Origin of the sequence: Actinophytocola glycyrrhizae, from assembly GCF_042653545.1 — a bacterium.
GTDB lineage: Bacteria > Actinomycetota > Actinomycetes > Mycobacteriales > Pseudonocardiaceae > Actinophytocola > Actinophytocola glycyrrhizae.
Genome location: NZ_JBHSIS010000020.1, coordinates 371,900 through 390,572, shown reverse-complemented (window position 1 = coordinate 390,572; position 18,673 = coordinate 371,900). Strand labels below are relative to the sequence as shown.

19 protein-coding genes are annotated in these 18,673 nt (G+C 69.7%); 8 read left to right on the top strand and 11 right to left on the bottom strand.

The genetic code is table 11. The features are described 5' to 3' along the window. Positions 1-7: 7 nt before the first annotated feature. The 3 genes from ACFPCV_RS30105 to ACFPCV_RS30095 are packed head-to-tail and all read right to left on the bottom strand — an operon-like array spanning position 8 to position 2,885. A complete protein-coding gene (locus ACFPCV_RS30105) occupies positions 8-1,453 on the bottom strand; it encodes a fluoroquinolone export ABC transporter permease subunit (RefSeq protein WP_378059791.1) in 1,446 nt (481 codons plus the stop codon). After that, entirely contained in the window at positions 1,450-2,313 is an 864-nt protein-coding gene (locus ACFPCV_RS30100; RefSeq protein ID WP_378059789.1) for an ABC transporter ATP-binding protein, read from the bottom strand. The genes ACFPCV_RS30105 and ACFPCV_RS30100 overlap by 4 nt, the downstream gene beginning before the upstream one ends. After that, complete coding sequence (locus tag ACFPCV_RS30095; protein WP_378059787.1) at positions 2,310-2,885, bottom strand: TetR family transcriptional regulator; 576 nt, start codon at positions 2,883-2,885, stop codon at positions 2,310-2,312. The genes ACFPCV_RS30100 and ACFPCV_RS30095 overlap by 4 nt, the downstream gene beginning before the upstream one ends. Positions 2,886-3,074: 189 nt before the next feature. On the opposite strand from ACFPCV_RS30095, the gene ACFPCV_RS30090 reads away from it, so the two are divergent. Both ACFPCV_RS30090 and ACFPCV_RS30085 read left to right on the top strand, forming a co-directional pair. Beyond that, a complete protein-coding gene (locus tag ACFPCV_RS30090; RefSeq protein WP_378059785.1) occupies positions 3,075-3,770 on the top strand; it encodes a lytic polysaccharide monooxygenase auxiliary activity family 9 protein in 696 nt (231 codons plus the stop codon). A 187-nt stretch (positions 3,771-3,957) separates the two neighbouring features. Further along, positions 3,958-4,542, top strand: a complete 585-nt coding sequence (locus ACFPCV_RS30085) for a DNA alkylation repair protein (RefSeq protein WP_378060054.1) — start codon at positions 3,958-3,960, stop codon at positions 4,540-4,542. Positions 4,543-4,629: 87 nt separating this feature from the next. Here the strand turns inward: ACFPCV_RS30085 and ACFPCV_RS30080 are convergent, their stop codons facing one another. After that, complete coding sequence (locus tag ACFPCV_RS30080) at positions 4,630-5,118, bottom strand: DUF5994 family protein (RefSeq protein WP_378059783.1); 489 nt, start codon at positions 5,116-5,118, stop codon at positions 4,630-4,632. Then, positions 5,115-6,152: a fatty acid desaturase family protein gene (locus ACFPCV_RS30075; protein WP_378059782.1), complete on the bottom strand. Its 1,038-nt coding sequence runs from the start codon at positions 6,150-6,152 to the stop codon at positions 5,115-5,117. Before ACFPCV_RS30075 ends, ACFPCV_RS30080 begins: the two co-directional genes overlap by 4 nt. A gap of 291 nt (positions 6,153-6,443) precedes the next feature. Here ACFPCV_RS30075 and ACFPCV_RS30070 point away from each other — a divergent pair, with 291 nt between their 5' ends. From ACFPCV_RS30070 to ACFPCV_RS30055, 4 genes are all read left to right on the top strand, one after another. Further along, positions 6,444-6,641, top strand: a complete 198-nt coding sequence (locus tag ACFPCV_RS30070) for a cold-shock protein (RefSeq protein ID WP_378059780.1) — start codon at positions 6,444-6,446, stop codon at positions 6,639-6,641. Positions 6,642-7,230: 589 nt separating this feature from the next. Next, positions 7,231-7,815: a GNAT family N-acetyltransferase gene (locus ACFPCV_RS30065; protein WP_378059778.1), complete on the top strand. Its 585-nt coding sequence runs from the start codon at positions 7,231-7,233 to the stop codon at positions 7,813-7,815. After that, positions 7,812-8,360: a DUF6292 family protein gene (locus ACFPCV_RS30060; protein WP_378059777.1), complete on the top strand. Its 549-nt coding sequence runs from the start codon at positions 7,812-7,814 to the stop codon at positions 8,358-8,360. Before ACFPCV_RS30065 ends, ACFPCV_RS30060 begins: the two co-directional genes overlap by 4 nt. A 310-nt stretch (positions 8,361-8,670) precedes the next feature. Next, the gene (locus ACFPCV_RS30055) at positions 8,671-9,543 is read left to right on the top strand and encodes a DMT family protein (protein WP_378059775.1); all 873 of its coding nucleotides are present in this window, start codon (positions 8,671-8,673) and stop codon (positions 9,541-9,543) included. Between the two features lie 87 nt (positions 9,544-9,630). On the opposite strand, the gene ACFPCV_RS30050 is transcribed toward ACFPCV_RS30055, so the two are convergent. Then, positions 9,631-10,470: a poly(ethylene terephthalate) hydrolase family protein gene (locus ACFPCV_RS30050; RefSeq protein WP_378059773.1), complete on the bottom strand. Its 840-nt coding sequence runs from the start codon at positions 10,468-10,470 to the stop codon at positions 9,631-9,633. Between the two features lie 159 nt (positions 10,471-10,629). Continuing rightward, positions 10,630-11,844, bottom strand: a complete 1,215-nt coding sequence (locus ACFPCV_RS30045) for a WS/DGAT domain-containing protein (RefSeq protein ID WP_378059771.1) — start codon at positions 11,842-11,844, stop codon at positions 10,630-10,632. A gap of 266 nt (positions 11,845-12,110) precedes the next feature. Here ACFPCV_RS30045 and ACFPCV_RS30040 point away from each other — a divergent pair, with 266 nt between their 5' ends. Next, positions 12,111-13,307, top strand: coding sequence for a hypothetical protein (locus ACFPCV_RS30040; protein ID WP_378059769.1), 1,197 nt, complete (start codon positions 12,111-12,113; stop codon positions 13,305-13,307). A gap of 155 nt (positions 13,308-13,462) precedes the next feature. On the opposite strand, the gene ACFPCV_RS30035 is transcribed toward ACFPCV_RS30040, so the two are convergent. From ACFPCV_RS30035 to ACFPCV_RS30025, 3 genes are all read right to left on the bottom strand, one after another. Further along, the gene (locus tag ACFPCV_RS30035) at positions 13,463-14,593 is read right to left on the bottom strand and encodes a hypothetical protein (RefSeq protein ID WP_378059767.1); all 1,131 of its coding nucleotides are present in this window, start codon (positions 14,591-14,593) and stop codon (positions 13,463-13,465) included. Beyond that, positions 14,590-15,345 (bottom strand): GH12 family glycosyl hydrolase domain-containing protein, encoded by a 756-nt coding sequence (locus tag ACFPCV_RS30030; RefSeq protein WP_378059765.1) that lies wholly within the window; start codon positions 15,343-15,345, stop codon positions 14,590-14,592. The genes ACFPCV_RS30035 and ACFPCV_RS30030 overlap by 4 nt, the downstream gene beginning before the upstream one ends. 205 nt (positions 15,346-15,550) lie before the next feature. Next, on the bottom strand, positions 15,551-16,144 hold the full coding sequence (locus tag ACFPCV_RS30025) for a TetR/AcrR family transcriptional regulator (RefSeq protein ID WP_378059763.1): 594 nt from the start codon (positions 16,142-16,144) through the stop codon (positions 15,551-15,553). Between the two features lie 61 nt (positions 16,145-16,205). Here ACFPCV_RS30025 and ACFPCV_RS30020 point away from each other — a divergent pair, with 61 nt between their 5' ends. Beyond that, positions 16,206-17,522 carry a family 1 glycosylhydrolase gene (locus ACFPCV_RS30020; protein WP_378059761.1) on the top strand — a complete coding sequence of 439 codons (1,317 nt, stop codon included), beginning with the start codon at positions 16,206-16,208 and terminating at the stop codon, positions 17,520-17,522. Here the strand turns inward: ACFPCV_RS30020 and ACFPCV_RS30015 are convergent. Further along, complete coding sequence (locus ACFPCV_RS30015; RefSeq protein ID WP_378059759.1) at positions 17,492-18,595, bottom strand: AI-2E family transporter; 1,104 nt, start codon at positions 18,593-18,595, stop codon at positions 17,492-17,494. The genes ACFPCV_RS30020 and ACFPCV_RS30015 overlap by 31 nt on opposite strands. Positions 18,596-18,673 lie beyond the last annotated feature (78 nt).

Below are 18,673 nucleotides of genomic sequence, written 5' to 3'. Positions count from 1 at the left end.
CCACGGGTCAACGCGAGTCGAGCCTGCGCAGGATTCGCCACGTCAGCAGCGTCGCGGCGATTCCGGTGAGGACGGTGCCGGCGAGCAGGCCGACCGGGCCGGGGTCCCAGAGCGCCCCGACGGTCCAGTAGTGCGGAAGGGCACGCAGCGGCCACTGGACGGCGTCGGGCAGCCACCACATGGCCGGCGCGATCCCGGTGGGCACCAGCCCGAGGATCTTCAGCCAGGCCAGCCCTTCGACCTTGTTGCCCGCGACCGCGGTGGTGGCGAGGGTGATCAGCGGCGCCTGTGCCGCCGCCAGCACCAGCGCGGGCACGGTGCTCGGCACATCGGGCGCGAGACCGGAGACGGGTACGGCGACCATGAGCATCAGCAGGGCGACGGCGGCCACCGCGACCACCCGGTAGGCGAGGTACCGCCGCACGGTGACCGGGCTGACCCGCAGGACCAGCACCGTGCGGTCGTCGATGTCGTCGAGCACCAGCAGTGCGCCGACCATGCCGATGATCAACGGCACGTGCAGCACGACCAGGGACGCGAGCAGGATCGGTTGGTACGGCGTGAGATCGACGCCGAACCTGGCCGTCACGTACCCGGCCAGTGGCGGGTACCCCAGCCGCAACGCGATCGCGAGCAGGACCGGCCCGGCGAGCACCACCAGGATCAGCGCGCTGCGCACGGACGTGCGCCGGTCGATGCCGGTCAACGCCGCGAGCGTGCCACGGGGACGCCACCGCGCCGGGTGTCCCCGCGTCGCGCCCGGGTGTCCCCGCGTCGCACGCGGGGGGCCCGCGCCGGCCGACTGGAGCGCAAGGCTTCGCCGGGCGAGCAGGACGACAGCGACGATGGTCAGCAGCAGGTACCCGAGTGCGACCGGTTCGAGAACACCGCGGATGAGCGCGGCGGCCGCGGTGGTGGGCACGAGGAACAGCAGCGGGTGGTCGGCGACGCCGGTCAGGTGGGCCAGTGGCGCCGCGATGAGCGGGGCGAGCGGCAGCGGGGCGACGGTGAGGAACCCGGTGAGCGACCGGTGCCGCACCACGAGCGCGAAGCCGAGTGTCAGGAACAGCACCGCCAGCAGGGCCACGCCCACCAGCGCCGTGGCCACGGGCACTCCGGCGGCCAGCGCGATGGGGACGGCCGAGACCACCGACAGGCCGGTCAGACCCGCGACCTTGGCGCCGAGGTACTCACCGAACCGCAACGGGCTGACGGTCAGCGCGGCGAGCGCGCCCTCGTCGCGTTCGAACAACACCAGGGCCGCGACGAAGAACGTGCCGAAGGTCGCGGTGTCGATCGTCAGGACGACCGGTCCGGCGCCACGGGCCAGCGAAGCGGGCATGGCCAGCAGCACCAGCGTCCACACCACGGTCACGACGAGCGCGACGGCCGGCACGCGGTACCGCCACTCCACTCGCCACTCCAGTGCGAGTGCCGCGCGCAACCGGTTCACAGCCGGCCACCGGTGACGGCGACGAACACGTCGTCGAGGCCGGCTTCACGGGTGTGGATGGTCTCCACCCGGTGCTCACGCAACAGCGCGGCGAAGGCGGGATCGGCGCCGATACCCGCGAGTGGGAACTCCTGGTGCCGCAACGTGTTCTCGTCCCGGTACTCGACCACGACGCACGGCTTGCCGTGGGCGAGACGGAAGTTGCGCGGGGTGTCGACGGCGGCGATGCGGCCGTCCACCACGAACGCCACCCGGTCGCAGAGCTGCTCGGCGGTCGCCATGTCGTGCGTGGTGAGGAACACCGTGCCGCCCTGCCCGGTCCGCCGGGCGATGAGGTCGCGAACGAGGGTGGTGTGCACCGGGTCCATGCCGGAGGTCGGCTCGTCGAGGAACAGCACCTTCGGACGGTTCACCAGTGCTCGCGCCAGGTTCAGCCGCATCCGCATGCCCTTGGAGAACTCCCCCACCAGCCGGTCGGCCGCCGCTTTGAGGTCGACGAGGTCGAGCAGGGTGTCCGGCTCGTCGACGGGGCCGCGGTAGAAGGCGGCGAACGCGGCCAGGTTCTCCCGCGCGGTGAGCCGGGAGAAGTGCGCGGGGAGTTCGAACCCGACACCGATGTGCTCGTAGTAGTTCCGGCCCCACCGGGCCACCGGCCGTCCCAGCACGTCCGCGCGTCCCTCGTGCCCGCGTAGCAGGCCGGTGAGGATCCGCTGTGTCGTCGACTTCCCCGCCCCGTTCGGCCCGAGGAACCCGAAGACCTCCCCTTCGGCCACGGTGAAGGAGATTCCGTCCACGGCGGGGGTCGCCGCGCCGCGGTACCGCATGCGCAGCTCGTCGACCACGATGACCGGATCCGTCACGGCCGCCACCCCTCGCCAAGCGCTTCGAAGGCCGCGTCGACCAGGTCGGGCAGCTCGGCCGCGCCGTCGGTGGCCACCCACTCCTCGAGCGCGGTGGTCAGCGTCGCCAGGCACGCCGACGCCAGGATCCTGGTCGCGAACCCCGGCGGCCCGTCCACCAGCGCGCCCGCGAGGAGGTCCCGCGTCGCGAACTGGTTCTCCCACAACCGCGCCCGCAGCGCCGGGGTGCGCAACGCCAGCCGGACCCGCGCCAGCAACGCGTCCCGGTCCGCCGCGTAGATCGCGGTCAGGCTCTCGCGCACCGCGGCGTGGATCCTGGTCACCGGGTGCTCGGCCCGGTGCCTGCCGCGGATCGCCGCCACCAGCAACGGGTCGTAGGAGTCGCTGAGCACCACGTCTTCCTTGGTCGGGAAGTACCGGAAGAACGTCATGTGCGACACCCCTGCCGCCGCCGCGATCTGCTCCACCGTCGTCGCCTCGTACCCGCGCTCGGTGAACAACCGCAACGCCTGCTCCTGCAACCGCTGCCGCGTCTGCGCCTTCTTGCGCTCCCGCCAGTCCTGCGCGGCCATCCCCACCTCCTGTTAGTCGCTAACATGTTAGCGACTAACAGGAGGGTTCGCCAGTCACCCGACACCGAACCGCCTCCGGCCCCGGAATATCTAGCACCGGTGAAGCGATGACACGACTTCCCAATGTTTCGTTGAAGTTCCAGACGGTCACGTATAGGGTAATTATCTGGGAGCGCTCCCATAGCGATCATGATTCTGATCAGCCGGAGAATGGAGGCCTCACCCATGCGTTTGCGCACTTCCTCCGGGTCCGTTGCGGCAAGGCGCGGCTTCATGGCACTGATAATCAGCGCGATGGCGTGCCTGTTCGTCTGGACCCCGGTGGCTTCGGCCCACGGCACCATCGTCGGCCCAGCCACCCGCGCCTACCAGTGCTGGCAGGACTGGGGAAACAACCACACGAACCCAGCCATGCAGCAGCAGGACCCCATGTGCTGGCAGGCCTTCCAGGCCAACGCCGACACCATGTGGAACTGGATGAGCGCGCTGCGGGACGGCCTTGGCGGGAACTTCCAGGCAAGGACCCCCGACGGTCAGCTGTGCAGCAACGGTCTCGCGCGCAACAACTCCCTGAACACCCCGGGGCAGTGGAAGACAACCAACGTCGGCAGCAACTTCTCGATGCACCTGTACGACCAGGCGAGCCACGGTGCCGACTTCTTCCGCGTCTACGTCAGCAAGAACGGATTCGACCCCACCACCCAGCGCCTCGGCTGGGGAAACCTCGATTTCATCATGCAGACCGGCAGCTACCCACCCGCGAGAGACATCACCTTCAATGTCCAGACCTCCGGCTACCGAGGGCATCACATCGTCTTCACGATCTGGCAGGCCTCGCACCTCGACCAGGCCTACATGTGGTGCAGTGACGTGAACTTCGGCTGACAAGCCGATTTCCCGACCACCTCAGCCCGGCGCCGGCCCTACCGGCGCCGGGCTGAGCTTTCGGCGATCAGATTCCGCCCCGGCGGGGCGACCGTGCCGACACTCGTAGGCTGAAGCCCGCACACGCGATGGACGGGAGGCCGCGGTGGCCGAGACGAAGCGGGCCGGGACGACGGTGGCCGAGGTGATGGCCGAACTGGCCGCGCTCGCGGACCCGAAGGTGCGCGAGGTGAACGAGAAACACGGTGACGACCACGGTGTGAACCTCGGCAGGCTGCGCGCGGTCGCGAAGCGACTGAAGACACAGCAGGACCTCGCGTGCCGGCTGTGGGAGACGGACGACACCGCGGCACGGCTGCTGGCGATCCTGATCTGCCGCCCCAAGGCGTTCGAGCGCGACGAGCTCGACACCATGGTGCGCGCGGCACGCACCCCCAAGGTGCACGACTGGCTCGTGAACTATGTCGTGAAGAAGAGCCGGCACGCAGAGGAACTGCGTCTGGCATGGCTCGCCGACCCGGATCCAGTGGTCGCGAGCGCGGGCTGGGCGCTGACCATCGAACGGGTGGCGAAGCAGCCGGATGGCCTCGACCTCGCGGGCCTGCTCGACGTCATCGAGGCGGAGATGAAGGACGCCCCGGACCGCCTGCAGTGGGCGATGAACCACTGCCTTGCCCTGATCGGGATCGAGCACGTCGGGCACCGCGCCCGTGCGATCGACATCGGTGAGCGCCTCGAGGTGCTCAAGGACTACCCGACTCCCCCGAACTGAACGTCTCCGTTCGCCCCCGCCTGGATCACCGAGATCGTGCGCCGACAGCACGGCTGAACCCGCGTGCCGCCAGGCGGTGAACGTCCCTCACCTGACCTCGCCCTGCTGCGTCGGCCTGCGCTCGCGGCGCGGGACCGGGACGATGGCAGCGGCCAGGATCTCCTCCGGCCGGTCGGCGTTGCCCCCGTGGGCGGCCGTCATCATGGCGGCGCGACCGGCCACGGCCGTCATCTCGGGCGGGACGACCAGCAGGGTGACGCGGCCGTGGTTCGCGCCGGTCAGGTGGACGACGTTCCGGTCCTGGTAGGTGAACCCCTCCAGGCGGGCGAGGTGGCCGGACAGCCGGAACCTGCGTGGCGCGTCGTCCCAGGAGGACAGTGCGTACGCGACCCGTTCGACCCGGCCGAGGCGCCCCGCGAGTGCTTCCGCCAGTGCGGCCAGTTCGGTGGTGACGCAACGGGACCTCGGCCACCAGGCGCCGTCGACGTGGCCGGTGGCCGACGTGTTGGGTTTGAGCCGCAACCGGAGCCGTGGCCGCGACCTGACGGCGCCGTTGGTGGGCGGGACCGAGGTCATGCCGGCGCCCCGGTCGGTACCGACCGGCCGGCTCGCAGCGGTGCGCCGACCGCGTGGAGGTGCTCCAGCACGTACCCGTAGGTCCGCAGCCACCCGCACTGCGAGTACTCGATGTCCTTCCGCGCGCAGAAGGCACGCACGATCGGCTGGGCGTGCCGAAGGTTCGGTCGCGGCATGATGGGGAACAGGTGGTGCTCGACCTGGTAGTTCAGCGCGCCGATGGTGAAGTCGACCCACCTGCCACCTCGGACGTTGCGGGAGGTGAGCACCTGCCTGCGCAGGAAGTCCAGCTTCTGTCCGGCCGCGATCGTCGGCATGCCCTTGTGGCCCGGGGCGAACGAGCATCCCATGTAGACACCCCACAGGCACTGGTGCACCAGGATGAAGACCACGGCGGTCAGCGGTGAGAGCACCAGGAAGACCGCGGTCAGGTAGGCGGTGAAGTGCAGCGCCAGCAGCGGGATCTCCACCCAGCGGCCGCGAAGGTTCTTGCGCCACAACGCCTTGACGCTGGACACGTGCAGGCTGAAGCCCTCCAGCAGCAGGAGCGGGAAGAACAGGAAAGCCTGGTACTTGGCCATCCAGCGGAACACGCCCCGCTTCTTCCTGGCCTGTTCCTCGGTGAACGCGATGGCCGGGATCTGGATGTCGGGGTCGTCGTCCTCGTGGTTGGGGTTGGTGTGGTGGCGGGTGTGCTGGTCCATCCAGGACGCGTAGCTCAGGCCGACCATGCTGCCGTGCCAGAACCCGATGACGTCGTTGGCCCTGCGGGTGCGGAAGATCTGCTTGTGCCCGGCGTCGTGCCCGATGAACGACAGCTGCGCGAACATCACGGCGAAGAACGCCGCGAGGAACAGCTGCCACCAGGAGTCTCCGAGGTGGACGAACGCCACCCAGCCACCCGCGAACGCGAGTACGTTGAGGGTGATCTTGACGGCGTAGTACCCGTACCGGCGGCGCAGCAGTCCGGCCTGCCGGATCAGATGGGACAGCTCACCGTAGTCGTTGGCGGCCACGGATTTGATCTCGGGCATTCAGCTCTCCTTGTCGCGCCTCGCGGCGCATGGAGGTCGCCCGGCGAAACCGACATCCCGACGGTGGGTGTCCGCGGTCCGGATGGCTCAACCATAGCCTGGCGCCGCTGTTGGCGGGTTTCGAGTTGGCATCCGTCCGATGCGGTACCGTCGAGATCGCCGGTCTACCCGGGGACCCGACTCCCATCGGCTGGGAGTTCCTTCTTTCGTGTCCCGTCATCGCAACGCGAACCCTCGATCCACGCCGGACTGAACCGGCGGATCGGATGTTCGGGCAAGGGAGTACACGGAATGGCACAGGGAACCGTCAGATGGTTCAACGGCACCAAGGGATTCGGCTTCATCGTCCCGAAGGACGGCGGTGTGGACCTTTTCGTGCACCAGTCAGAGATCCAGGACCACGAGTCCCTCGCCGAGAACCAACTCGTCGAGTTCGAGGTCGGCGAGGGCCGCAAAGGCCCTCAGGCCAACGCGGTCAAGGTGATCTGACCTTCGCGTGACCTGACACCGCGGCCGGCCCCTTCACGAACGGGCCGGCCGCGGTCGTGTGTCATCCGCGCGAACGGCGCACGGGGGCCCGGCGAGCAGGCGGCACGAAGGCGGCGTGTTCGGGCCCGGAACTGGTCACCGGCTCGAGGAAGAGGTTTTCGTGCGGCACGGGGCCGGACGGCTGACAGCTCCGCTCGTCCAGGTCGTGGGGATGGCTGAATCGCATGCCTACAGGCAGTACAGCGATGATGGTTGTCCTTTCAAGACTGTGGCGGTCCCGCGAGCACCGTGTGAGATAACGATGTGACGGTGACAAGGGCGTGAGGCGAACCTCGCATGGGTTCGAACAATGAGCGTCACGCTCCCCCGCTTCCCCTACTCTACACCGCCGGTCAACGAACCGTCGCGGGTGACATGGGTGCTGTAGTGTTCGTGGCAGTCGATGGCACCTCGCGCGCCGGCAGCAGGGCCGGCCTCGTCCTCGACGTTCCCAGCCCGGTCACCGCACCGGCCAGCAGGCTCCACGTGCCTGACCGTTCATCGCACGAAACAGCGGGCAGCTGTACTTCCGCCACGGAATGAGCACGTCATGACCGACACACTGCCCTCTGACCGCCTGACCTTGCGGCCATGGCGGGTCGAGGACGCACCGGCAGCACTCGAGGTGTACGGCCACCCCGAGGTGGCCCGCTGGCTGAGCCCGGCCATGGACCGGGTGTGTGACCTCGCGACGATGCGCGTGCTGATTCAGCAGTGGATCGCCGAGGACGCCCGGCTCGCGGCTCCTGCGGGCCGATGGGCCATCGAAAGCACCGCTGACCGGCACGTTATCGGTGGCGCGGTACTGCTTCCCCTGCCTCCCGGCGACGAGGACCTCGAGATCGGCTGGCACCTCGCCCCGTCGGCGATGGGCAACGGGTACGCGGGCGAGACCATGTTCACCCTCGCGTCGTGGGCGTTCCACCACGACGCGCACGAGGTGTTCGCGGTCGTCCGCCAGGAGAACACGGAGACCGCGGCTGCCGTGCGGCAGAACGGCATGCAGTGGGTCGGCGAGACCACCAAGTACTTCGGGCTCGAACTGCAGGTGTTCCGACTGCGGCGGGCCGACCTCGACCGGAGCGCACCGACCACCCAGCGGCCACCCGGCCACCAAACGGCAGGAGCACGATGACGTCCACCCCGCGAGCCCAGTTCGTCGAAGCCCGTACGCGGGCGGAGCGGGAACGGACCGATCAACAGCAGCGGGCCGTGCGCACCGTCGCAGGCAACGCGCGCGACCACACCGAGTACACCGCGTTGCTGGCCATGCTCGGCCTCAAGGACCCCGCACCCCAGCCGCTGCCGCTCAGCCGGCGCCTCGCCGACTACGTCCACCAGGTCGCGGAGGTCATCGGCGTACCAGCCGACGCCGTCGGCCACGAGGTGACCGACACGGCCACCGCCTACATCGCACTCGCGCAGCGCTGCGTCGCCCAACCCGACCACGACCTGATGCTCGTGTGGGACGAGCGCCTCGGCTGGTACATCGCCGCGGAGACCGCCCCCACCGAGTCCCCCATCGTCATGGCCTACCTCGCAGGCGAGGCGGTCCCGCCACCCGCCGCGGTCGCCCGCTTCGTCACCGACACCGCCGACGGCAGGCACATGTGCCTGATCCGGCCGGTCCTGCCACCCGCGGAACGCACCGCGCTGGCGGAGAAGATGGCAGCTCACTGACCTCTCGGGTCCCGCACCCGACACCGTCCAGCGCACCGGCGCGGGCAGGCCGGTCCGGTGCGCTGGTGCGTGCGCCACCAGCACCACGGCCGGCCTGTGGGTGCCCGCAGGCCGCTGCGCGCAGGACTCACTTCACAGCACTTCACGGGATCAATCATCGAGTGGGGGCGCTCACACCCGAACCGCCCACGCCGCCGCCCCCGGGGACGCTACGCTCCGTGGTAGAGCCCCGGGGGTAGCTCCTGCCCTCGGCACGTCCGAACGCGGACGCTGGTCCACCCTGTCCGCCGGGCGAACCGAGAAGAGCAGCATGGCCGACCTCGTCATCACCATCGCACTGTGCGTGGCGGTCGCCATCGCCTATGCCACGGCGGCCCTCATCCAGGCTCGCTACGCCCACCTGCCCGTCGTCCAGCTGCTGCGCATCCCGCAGTTCTGGGCGGCGCTCGCACTCAACGGGCTCGGCGCGGCACTGCACGTCACCTCGCTCGCGTTCGGCCCGCTGTCCCTGATCCAGCCGCTCGGCGTGCTCACGCTCGTCATCGCGGTCCCGTTCGCGGCGGCCGCCGCCAAGCGCCGGGTGAGCAGGCTCGAGCTGAAGGGCATGGCCAACACGGTCGTCGGTCTCGCAGGGCTCACGCTGATCATCACCACGACGGGCGTCGCCGAGACGCTCACCTCGGCCGAGCTCGTCGGGCTGCTGGGCGCCACGGTCGCCGTCGTCTCCGTCCTGGCGTTCCTCGGGAGCAGGCCGGGTGCGTCGACACTGTGGGAGGCCATGGCCGGTGGCGCCGCGTACGCCGTCTGCTCCGCGCTGTGCCAGACCGTCGTGGTGACGGTCGGCGAGGACGGCGCCCGGGTCCTGCTGCGGCCGATCACGATCGTCGCGGTCGTCGGCATCGCCGTGTTCGCGGTCGTCGCGACCCTGCTCACGCAGCGTTCGTACCGAGAAGGGCTGGCCGCGCCGCTGGCCGTCACCAACCTCGTGAACCCGGCCACCGCCACCGCCATCGGTGTCGTCCTCCTCGGCGAGCACCTCGCCACCACCCCGGTCGAGGTCGTCCTCGCCGTCGGGTGCGGCCTGCTCGCCGGGCTCGGCGTGGCGCAGCTGGCCCGCGCCCGCGACGTGGTGCCCACGCCGGTGGCACCGGCACCGCGTGCGGACGTCCCAGCCAGGACGTGAGGGACGGCCTCGGGGTCTGCGAGCGCACCAGGAACGCGATGTGCCGTGGGTGCCGCCGGGATCCCCGGCGGCACCCACGGCACATCCTCAGGTGAGGTTCTTCTGCTGCACGTCCCAGTCGGTGGCGCACAGCCCGCAGTTCGGGCCGACGAACTGTGCCTTGCTGCTCAGGTCACCCTTGAGCCACCACTTCAGCCAGTGGCCGCCGACGCGGCCGAACTCGCCGCCGTTGGGCTGGTCGAAGGTGCCGAAGTGGCCGATGTCGAGGTTGCCCATGAACGCGGGCAGCCCGGCGGGCAGCCGCCGCCAGTCGTCCATCGCGTTCTCGTACGCGATGTCGGTGGGGCCGCCGATGAAGTACGCGATCGGCGCGCGCAGGCGGGACAGCAGGTAGTTCTGGCTGTCTCTGAGCAGCCCGCTGTTCCACAGGACGGTGGTGGTGATCCTCGGGTCGTCCGCCACCTCGTAGGTCTCGATGCCGCCGCAGGACTGGCCCATGACAGCGATCTTCGTGGTGTCGATCTTGCCGCGGTACTTGCTGCCGAACCGGGAGTTCTCCGCGATCGCCCAGTCGATCGAGTCGATGAGCATGTCCGAGTCGGTCGACCCGGACCCGCCCGGCCTGCCGTTCGCGATGACCAGGAAGCCGTGCGAGGCCCACTCGGTGAGGATGTTCTGGAACCATGTGCCGTCCGCACGGCACGCCCCGTTGCCCCAGGCAACGATGGGCAGTCTGACGTTCGCGGGCAACGTGTTCGGCCGGTAGATGGTGTGGTCGGACAACCGCAGGGTCGTCTCGTACCCGGCGGAGTAGGGACCTGACCCGCCGAGGACGGACGGCGGGGAGTCCGCCGTCGCGTTGACCGCACCCGAGGTCAACGCGGCGAGCAGGACGAGGACGACGGTGACGGCGCTGCGCATTCGCATGGGCTGCTCCCACTGTCGGCGATGGGGTGCCGCCAGTGTGTAGCCAGGAATCCGTGCGCTGCCAGGAAAACGGGCAAGACCGGTGAAACCGCCGATGCTGTGCGTGATGGGCGGCCGTCACCAGGCGACGCGAGCTCGTGGCGAGCGGTCAGCGGCTTCCTACGCTGACGTGCCGACCTCCGGCCGGGCTGCGTGCGTGTGGTGGAGGTCGTGCACCGCCCGTGCCCAGTGCGCCACCAGCTCCGCCGGGTCCGGGGCGCCCTCCGGCGCGAGCACGGTCAGCGCGGCCCGGTCGCCGTAGGTGGCGAAGAACGCGAAGCAGGCGTGGGCGGGTGGCAGCCATGGGATCGCGGTGACGTCGCGGACCTCCGCGCCGAGCAGGCGAAGCGGCGCCGGGACCCGGATGCTCGACAACGTCATCGCGACCTGGGTGTGGTCGGTGATGCGCCGCATCGCCCAGCCCGCGGCGCGGCTGCCACCGCCTCGGGTGAGCGCGGCCCACACCCGCCGGTACCGCGCGGTGCGCCTGCGCCCCGCGGCGGCGCGCACCGCCCGCAGCCGTTCCTCGGGTGTCGCCGCGCCGCAGGGCAGGCCGACGCGCATGAAGCCGAGCCGGTTGGCGAGGTCGGAGTCGCCGGGCTCGCGGGTGTCCACCGGGATGTTGACCGGTCTGCGCGACACCTCCTGCCTCGGTGCCCACCGGTCGAGTGCGGCCGACATCGCGGCCATGTGCACCTGGTTCACGGTCGCCCCCGTGCCTGCCGCGATGTCGGTGAGCGTCGTGACGGCCACCTCCTCCATCGCGACCGCGCGGCCGGGCCCGTACGCCACCCGCGGGACCGGGGGCGCCGGGAGCTTGGTGCGCAGCAGGTCGAGGGCGATCGGCAGCAGCGCGGGCCACCCCCGGCCACGTCGCGCCACCGGGGTGGCCGGGTCGACGTCGTCGCCCAGCAGGGTCGCGACCGTGCTCAGTGCGGCGGCCGCGTCCTGCCGCGCGTGGTGCACCAGGTAGTAGAGCCGCCAGCCGTCGTCGTCCGGCGACAGCCACAGCCCCCACGGCGGTCGCGCCGGGTCCGGGGCGCCGGACAGGATCTCCCGCGCGGACAGCACGCCAGGGTGGGACGGCAGGGTCCCGACGTGCCGGGCGACGTCGAAATCGGGGTCTGGTTCCCACTGCACCGACGCGCGGGCGACCAGCCGTTCGGTGAGCCTCGGCAGCTTGTGCAGGCGCGCCGCAACCCGCTCCCGCACCTCCCCTGCCGATGGGCACGGCCCGGCGAACCGGAACACCAGTCCGAAGTAGGTGTCGGCGGGGTCAGGCGTGATCTGCCCCAGCCGCGCGAACGTCGTGCCGAGGAAGTCAGCGGGAACCATCGATAAGTTGTCCATCAAGCGCCATACCTTCGCCGAGTCCGAAAGATCGCCCGAGTATTCGATTCACGGCATGACAACGCCTTGACTCCTGGTCACTTCGCTACGACCGGTCACCGACCAGCGAGGATTCAGTCACCCCGCTGTCGGAATCGGTCACAGGCATGTGACCCACCGTGTTGGCGCGGTACCTCTGCTGTTGCTCCTCCTGACGAGTTCTAACTAGCGTGTACCGGGATCCGTGAATTTCCGGCCACACAGGGGGCGTGATGTCAGGACATCGGATTGCCACTCGATCAGGGCTCGCCGTCGCGGTGCTCACCGCGGGGTTGCTCGTCGCACCGGGGACCGCCGCGGCGGCCACCCCGACGAACCTGCCGGTCGACCAGTACACCCTCAGCGCCAACTACCACCAGTTCGACGCGGTCAACGCGAGCCTCGCCTCGACCCTGGGCGTCGCGTCCGTGCACTCCGTGATGACGAACGCCAACCACGACCGGACGGGGCTGCCGTCGTCGTTCTCGTTGCCAGGGCTGGAGACCGGCTTCCGGTTCGACAACGGCGACAACTCCGACTGCAGGAGCTACCCGCAGGGCATCACCACGAGCCGCGACGCGGTCGGCACCGCCGACAGCGGCAACTACGACGGCCACCAGCTCGTCGTCGTCAGCTGGTACACGCGGGACGCGTGCGGCGGCGACCACGAACGCAGCCGGCTCACGCTCGTCGACTGGGACGCGACGTATCCCAACAAGTACCGCAAGGTGCTGCTCGTCGAGCCGACCGGTACCGCGACCAGCCCGGACTTCAAGGACATCCCGATCCACGCGGGCGGTGTCTCCTGGTACGGCGACCACCTCTACGTCGCCGACACCGGCCGCGGGATGCGCGTGTTCGACATGCGCAAGATCCTCAGGACCAACACCGGTGGCGACGCCGACCAGATCGGCCGCGGGCCGGACGGCGAGTACTACGCGCACAACTACGCCTACGTCCTGCCGCAAATCGGGACGATCACGTCGAACACCACGTCCGGCACCAGGTTGTCGTGGTCGACGATCTCGCTCGACCGGGTCAGCAGGTCCATGGTGATGACCGAGTACACGTGCTCGTCGGGCTGCGCCTCCTATCCGAACCGCGCGCCGCGCGCGATCCGCTTCCCCTTCGCGCCGGGGGCGACGACCTTCGCCGCTTCGACGACCGCGACCCAGGCACTGCGGCTGCCCTGGTACAAGCTCAACGGCGTCGCCTCGCACAACGGGCGCTGGTGGTACTACTCGTCGGGCGCCAAGCAGCTCTACTACTGGACGCCCTCCGCGGGGTCGACCACCTACCCGTTCGTGAGCCTGGGCGAGAGCATCTCCTACTGGGAGGACGATACGAAACCCGATCTGCTGTGGACACTGCAGGAAGGGGCGGGCAACCGCAACGTCTTCGCCGTGCGGCAGGGGACCTACGACGGCTGAGAGTCAGCGGCCGCGGATGCCGGGCCGGCCGCCGGGCGCGTGGAGCTGCCGACGTGGCACTGTCCGATGTTCACCCGGCCGGTCTGGCGGAGATCCAGCACGAAGCGTGACCGGTGGTGGCGCGTTCGGGAGCGCTCCCGAACGCGCCGTCACGGTCAGGAACACACGTTCATGCTCGTGTTGTTCAACGTCAGGCCGCGGAACACCGTGTTGGTGCCGCACGGGCTTTCCTGAATCGCGTTGTTCGTCACGGTCATGTTCTGGATGAAAATGTCGGAGTTGTTCGGGAACTCCGACCGTGCCGCGAGGCGGATCCCGCCGCCACCGGACACGCTGCCGCCCTGGCCCGCGATCGTGACGTTGTAGCAGTTCTCCACGAGGATCGCGTTGTTGCCGGTGTTCGCGATGTCGACGCGGTCGACCACCAGGCCACCGCTTTCGGAGACGCAGAAGATGCCGCGACCGCCGCCACGGGCCCGGACCGTGCCGACGCGGATGTTGGTGGGATAGGAGTTGCCGACGCGCCCGTTGCGGTTGGCGACCCGGAACGCCGCGTAACCCGTGCCGGTGCCCGCGTTCTCCGCGTCCACGGTGCCGACCGTCGCGTTGATCGTGTCGTTCAGCAGCAGCCCGGAGTCCCGCGTGTCGCGTGCGGTGACGGTGCCGATGGTCAGCCCGTCCACGCCGTAGGTCTCCACGCCGTGGGTGCCGGTGCCGGACACGTACACGTTGTCGATCCGGATGTTGCGGCTGCGCACGCTCGTGTCGCCGCGGTTGTCGACGCGGATGCCGAGCCCGCCGGACAGGCGCATGTCGATCTGCCCGAGCACGACGTTGTTCACGTTGCGCAGGAACACGCCGTACAGCGGCGCTCCGGTCAGCTTCAGGTGCTGCACCTCGATGTCCCGGGTGCCGCGCGAGTAGACCGGTGCCTGGTCACCGGAACCCGATCCGGTCACGTTGATCGTGCCGCACGAGTCCAGGACCGTGTAGCTGGGCAACGAGATCCGCGACCCCGCGCTGATGGTGCCGCCCTGCCACACCACGACGCGTTCCTTGCTCGTCCGGCCCGGGGTGAGGCTGTTGAGCGCCGCCTGCACTGCCGCGCGCATGTCGGATCCAGTGTAGACGGTGGAGCCGCCGCGGCGGGCGGTCCAGGTGCTGCCGTTCAGGTACGCCTCCGCGTGGAACGACCCGCTGCCGCAGTCGGCCGCGACCGCGGTCGCCTGCGGAACGCCGAGCAACCCACCGATGACTGCGACCACCGTCGCGATCGCGCGCTTCACCGGATGTCCGCGGTGTAGGCGTCGGTGTCGAGCTGCCCGTTGCCGGTGAACACCTCGGTGCCTGCCTCGATGCTCGACAGGTACTTGGTGTTCGCGACCCAGCCCCGGCTGACGAGGTGGCCGAGGAAGTCCTGCATGTGCAGGGTCGCCGACGTCGTGTTAGTACGGCGGACGAACGAGAAGACGTTCCAGCCGATGTTGCCCCGGTAGAGGTCCCACGTGGTGCCCGCGAGCGTGACCGAGCCCTGTAGCGTGCCGAGCGGGCCCGCGCCACCAGCGCGGTAGAGCCAGATCATGACCTCGTCGGTGGGGTTGTGCTGCCAGTCCGGGTTGGGCATGTCGTGCAGCCACAGGTCGTACGCCACGTTCATCGTGCCGCCACCGGAGACCCGGTAGCGCCAGTCGGTGTAGATGTCACGGCCCGCGTTCAAGCGGACCGGCAGCTCGTGGCCCGTGGTCTTCCAGCCCCAGTGCCAGCCGAGAACGCTGCTTGTGAACGACTTCACCTCGTTCTGCTGGCCGCTCCAGCCCCAGCTCGTGCCCCAGCCGATGGTCCCACCCTGGTAGGTGTCCCACAGGCACTGCCAGCCGGAGCCGGAGTCCTGGCCCCACAGGTTGTTGTTCAGCCAGTACTTGCCGGCCGTGATCGAGCCGAACGGTTCACACGTGTTGGCCGCGGCCGCGGGGCCCGCGGGCACGGCGGTGAGGGCGGCAGCGGCCATGAACGCTGTCAGCAGGGAGGTCCAGCGCACAACTATCACCTTTTCGGTTGCGTCATCAGCGCGATTGTCGAATAAGTGTCGAAGCGCTTCGATATCGTTTCGACGGATCCGGAGATCGAATCCGGCGAAGCGAGCAGGAGAAATGTTACGGCGAATCGCCGCCCTTGGACAATGGCCCAGCCCGGCGTGCGCCTTTTCAGGGCAGTCCACCACATGGCGCCTTCGGGGAGGTGGGTCAGCGCAGGCCCGTCAGCATTTCCAGCGCGTCGATGAACGCGTCGTGACGCACGGTGTCCGGTGCGAGGTGGGCGAGCGTGGCGATGCCGTTCTCCATCGCGAGCACGATCGTGGCCAGTTGTTCCGCGGGGACCGGCAGGTCTGCCGCCCTGGCCCGGATCGCGTCGGCGTACCAGGCGATGCAGCGCCGCTCGTACTCGGCGAGGCGCGGCGCGACGGCCGGGTTGCGCAGGGCGTACAGCCGGAACTCGGTCAGCAGCAGGAACCGGTTGCGATCGGCGAACCGGTTGCCCTCCAGTTCGCGGAGCCGGTCGAACGCGTCCCGCACCGACGGGCTCTCCGCGTTGATCCGGCCGCCGTGCTCGATGTCGTCGTCGAGCCAGCGCTCGAGCACGGCGAGGAACAGGTCGTCCTTGCTGGCGAAGTTGGCGTACACCGCGCCCCTGGTGTACCCGGCCCGCTCGGCGATCTGTTCGAGGGTGGTCCGGCCGAAACCCTGCTCCGCGAAGACGTCCTCGGCCGCGGCGAGCAGCCGCGCCCTGGTGCGGGCGACGCTTTCCGTGCGGCTGAGCCGCTTGACACGGGCTGGCACGGCGCTAGCGTAACTCACATACACAGATGTATCTGGATTCGCCGACGTATCCGGAGGAGCCATGCGCCGCCGCCCTGTTCTCGGCCTGATCACCGGACTCCTGGCCAGCATGGTCACCGCCGTTGGGGTGGCACCGGCCCAGGCACAGCCAGAGCCCTTCCTGTGGGGTGTCGCCACGTCCGGCTACCAGTCCGAGGGCTCGGCCCCGGACAGCAACTGGCGCCGCTACGAACAGGAGGGCACGTCGTCGATCGAGGAGCCGTACCGCAACGCGGTGGACTTCCGGCACCGGTACGCCGAGGACATCGCGAACGCGCGGGCGCTGGGCGCGCGGGTGTTCCGGTTCGGCGTCGAGTGGGCACGCGTCGAGCCGCGTGAGGACGTCGTCGACCAGACCGAGCTGGCCTACTACGACGACGTGGTCGACCGCGTCCTCGCAGCGGGCATGCGGCCCATGATCACCCTCGACCACTGGGTGTACCCCGGCTGGGTCGCCGACCAGGGCGGCTGGGACACGGAGAAGACCGTCGGCGACTGGCTCACCAACGCACGCCGCGTCGTCGACCGGTACAAGGGCAAGGGCGCCATCTGGATCACGGTCAACGAGCCGACGGTGTACGTGCAGAACGAGATCGCGAACGGCGGCATCCAGGCGTGGCAGGCACCCTGGATGCAGGCCCGGCTCGTCACGGTGCACCGCAGGGCCTACGACCTGATCCACCAGCTCGACCCCGGCGCGCTCGTTTCCAGCAACGCCGCCTACATCCCCGCCGTGCAGGGCGCGCTCGACGTGACGTTCGTCGACCACGTCAAGGACAAGCTCGACTTCGTCGGCGTGGACTACTACTACGGCGCCAGCCTCGACAACGTGAGCGCGGTGCACGGGGTGAACGGCGAGTTCTGGAAGATCGAGCCGCAACCGGACGGCATCTACTACGTGCTGCGGTACTACGCGCGGAAGTTCCCGGACCTGCCGCTGTACGTGGTGGAGAGCGGCATGCCCACCGACAACGGCCACGCCCGCCCGGACGGCTACACGCGGGCCGACCACCTGCGCGACCACATCTACTGGGTGCAGCGCGCGAAGGCCGACGGCATGAACGTGATCGGCTACAACTACTGGAGCATCACGGACAACTACGAGTGGGGCAGCTACCGGCCGCGCTTCGGTCTGTACACAGTGGACGCCCGAACGGACCCCGCACTCACCCGGCGCCCGACCGACGGGGTCGCCGCCTACCGGTCACTGGTGGCGGGCGACGGCGTCCCTGCAGGCTACCGCCCGGCGAAGGCGCCGGCGGTGTGCTCGCTCGTCGACGGGCTCGACAGCTGCCTGCGGCCCGCGCCCTACCCTGGTCCGCTCGCGCCGCTTGGCTGAGTGTCCGGCCGGGCGTCGTGGTCGGGCTCCCGTTCGCGCAGGGTGAGGTACACCGACCTGGTCGTGGCGAGCAGCGGCACCGCGAACAGCGCGCCGACGATCCCCGCCAGTTCCACCCCGACGGCGACGGCGAGGATCACCGCGACCGGGTGCAGCTTCACCGACTTGCTCACCAGCAGCGGCTCGAACACGTTGCCTTCCAGCTGTTGCACGAGCACGACGATGCCGATCACGATCAGCGCGATCAGCGGTCCCTGGCTGACGAGCGCGACGAGCACCGCGACCAGACCGGTCACGAACGCGCCGACGATCGGCACGAACGCGCCGAGGAACACGAGCGCGGACAGCGGCAGCACCAGTGGCACCCCGGTGATCCACAGCCCGAGCCCGATGCCGACCGCGTCGATCAACGCGACGACCATCGTCACCCGGACGTAGGCGGTGAGGTCGGTGAACGCGCGGACGCCCGCACGGTGGACGCGGTCGCGGTGCCGCCGCGGCAGTGGGCTGGTGACCCCGCGCCACATCCGGTCGCCGCCGTGCAGGAAGAAGATCAGCAGGAACACCACGAGCACGAACCCCGCGAGCAGGGTGCCCGCGGTCGACAGCACGCCGAACGCGCCGGACGCGATCGCCGAGCGGTTGCGGGTGAACCAGCTCTGGCCCTCGGCCATGGCCGAGTCGAGCTGTTGCCCGGTGAGCCCGAGCGGGCCGTTGGTGAGCCAGCCTCGCAGCTGCCGGTAGCTCTCGTCGAGCTGGGTGGCGAGGTCGGGCAGTCCGGCGACGAGTGTGGCGACCATGAACCAGACGAGTCCGCCGATGGCGCCGATGCCGACCAGCAGCACGATCGCGGTGGCGAGCCCCTTCGGCACCCGGCGCCGCACCAGCAACGAGACACCCGGTGAGAGCAGAGCGGCGACCATCAGCGCGACGGCGACCGGCGCCACCACGATCATCAGCCGGGTGACGACCTGACCGAGCACCCACAGCGTGGCCGCGATGATCAACAGGTACAGGCAGGCCAGCGCGGTTCGCCGCAACGCGCCATCCCCCCGCGGGGTATCGGTGCTCATCGGGAGAGAAGTAGCCGGATCACGACGTTCCAAACCACGGGTGCACGCGACCCCGCACCTGAGATTCCGGGAGGCGGG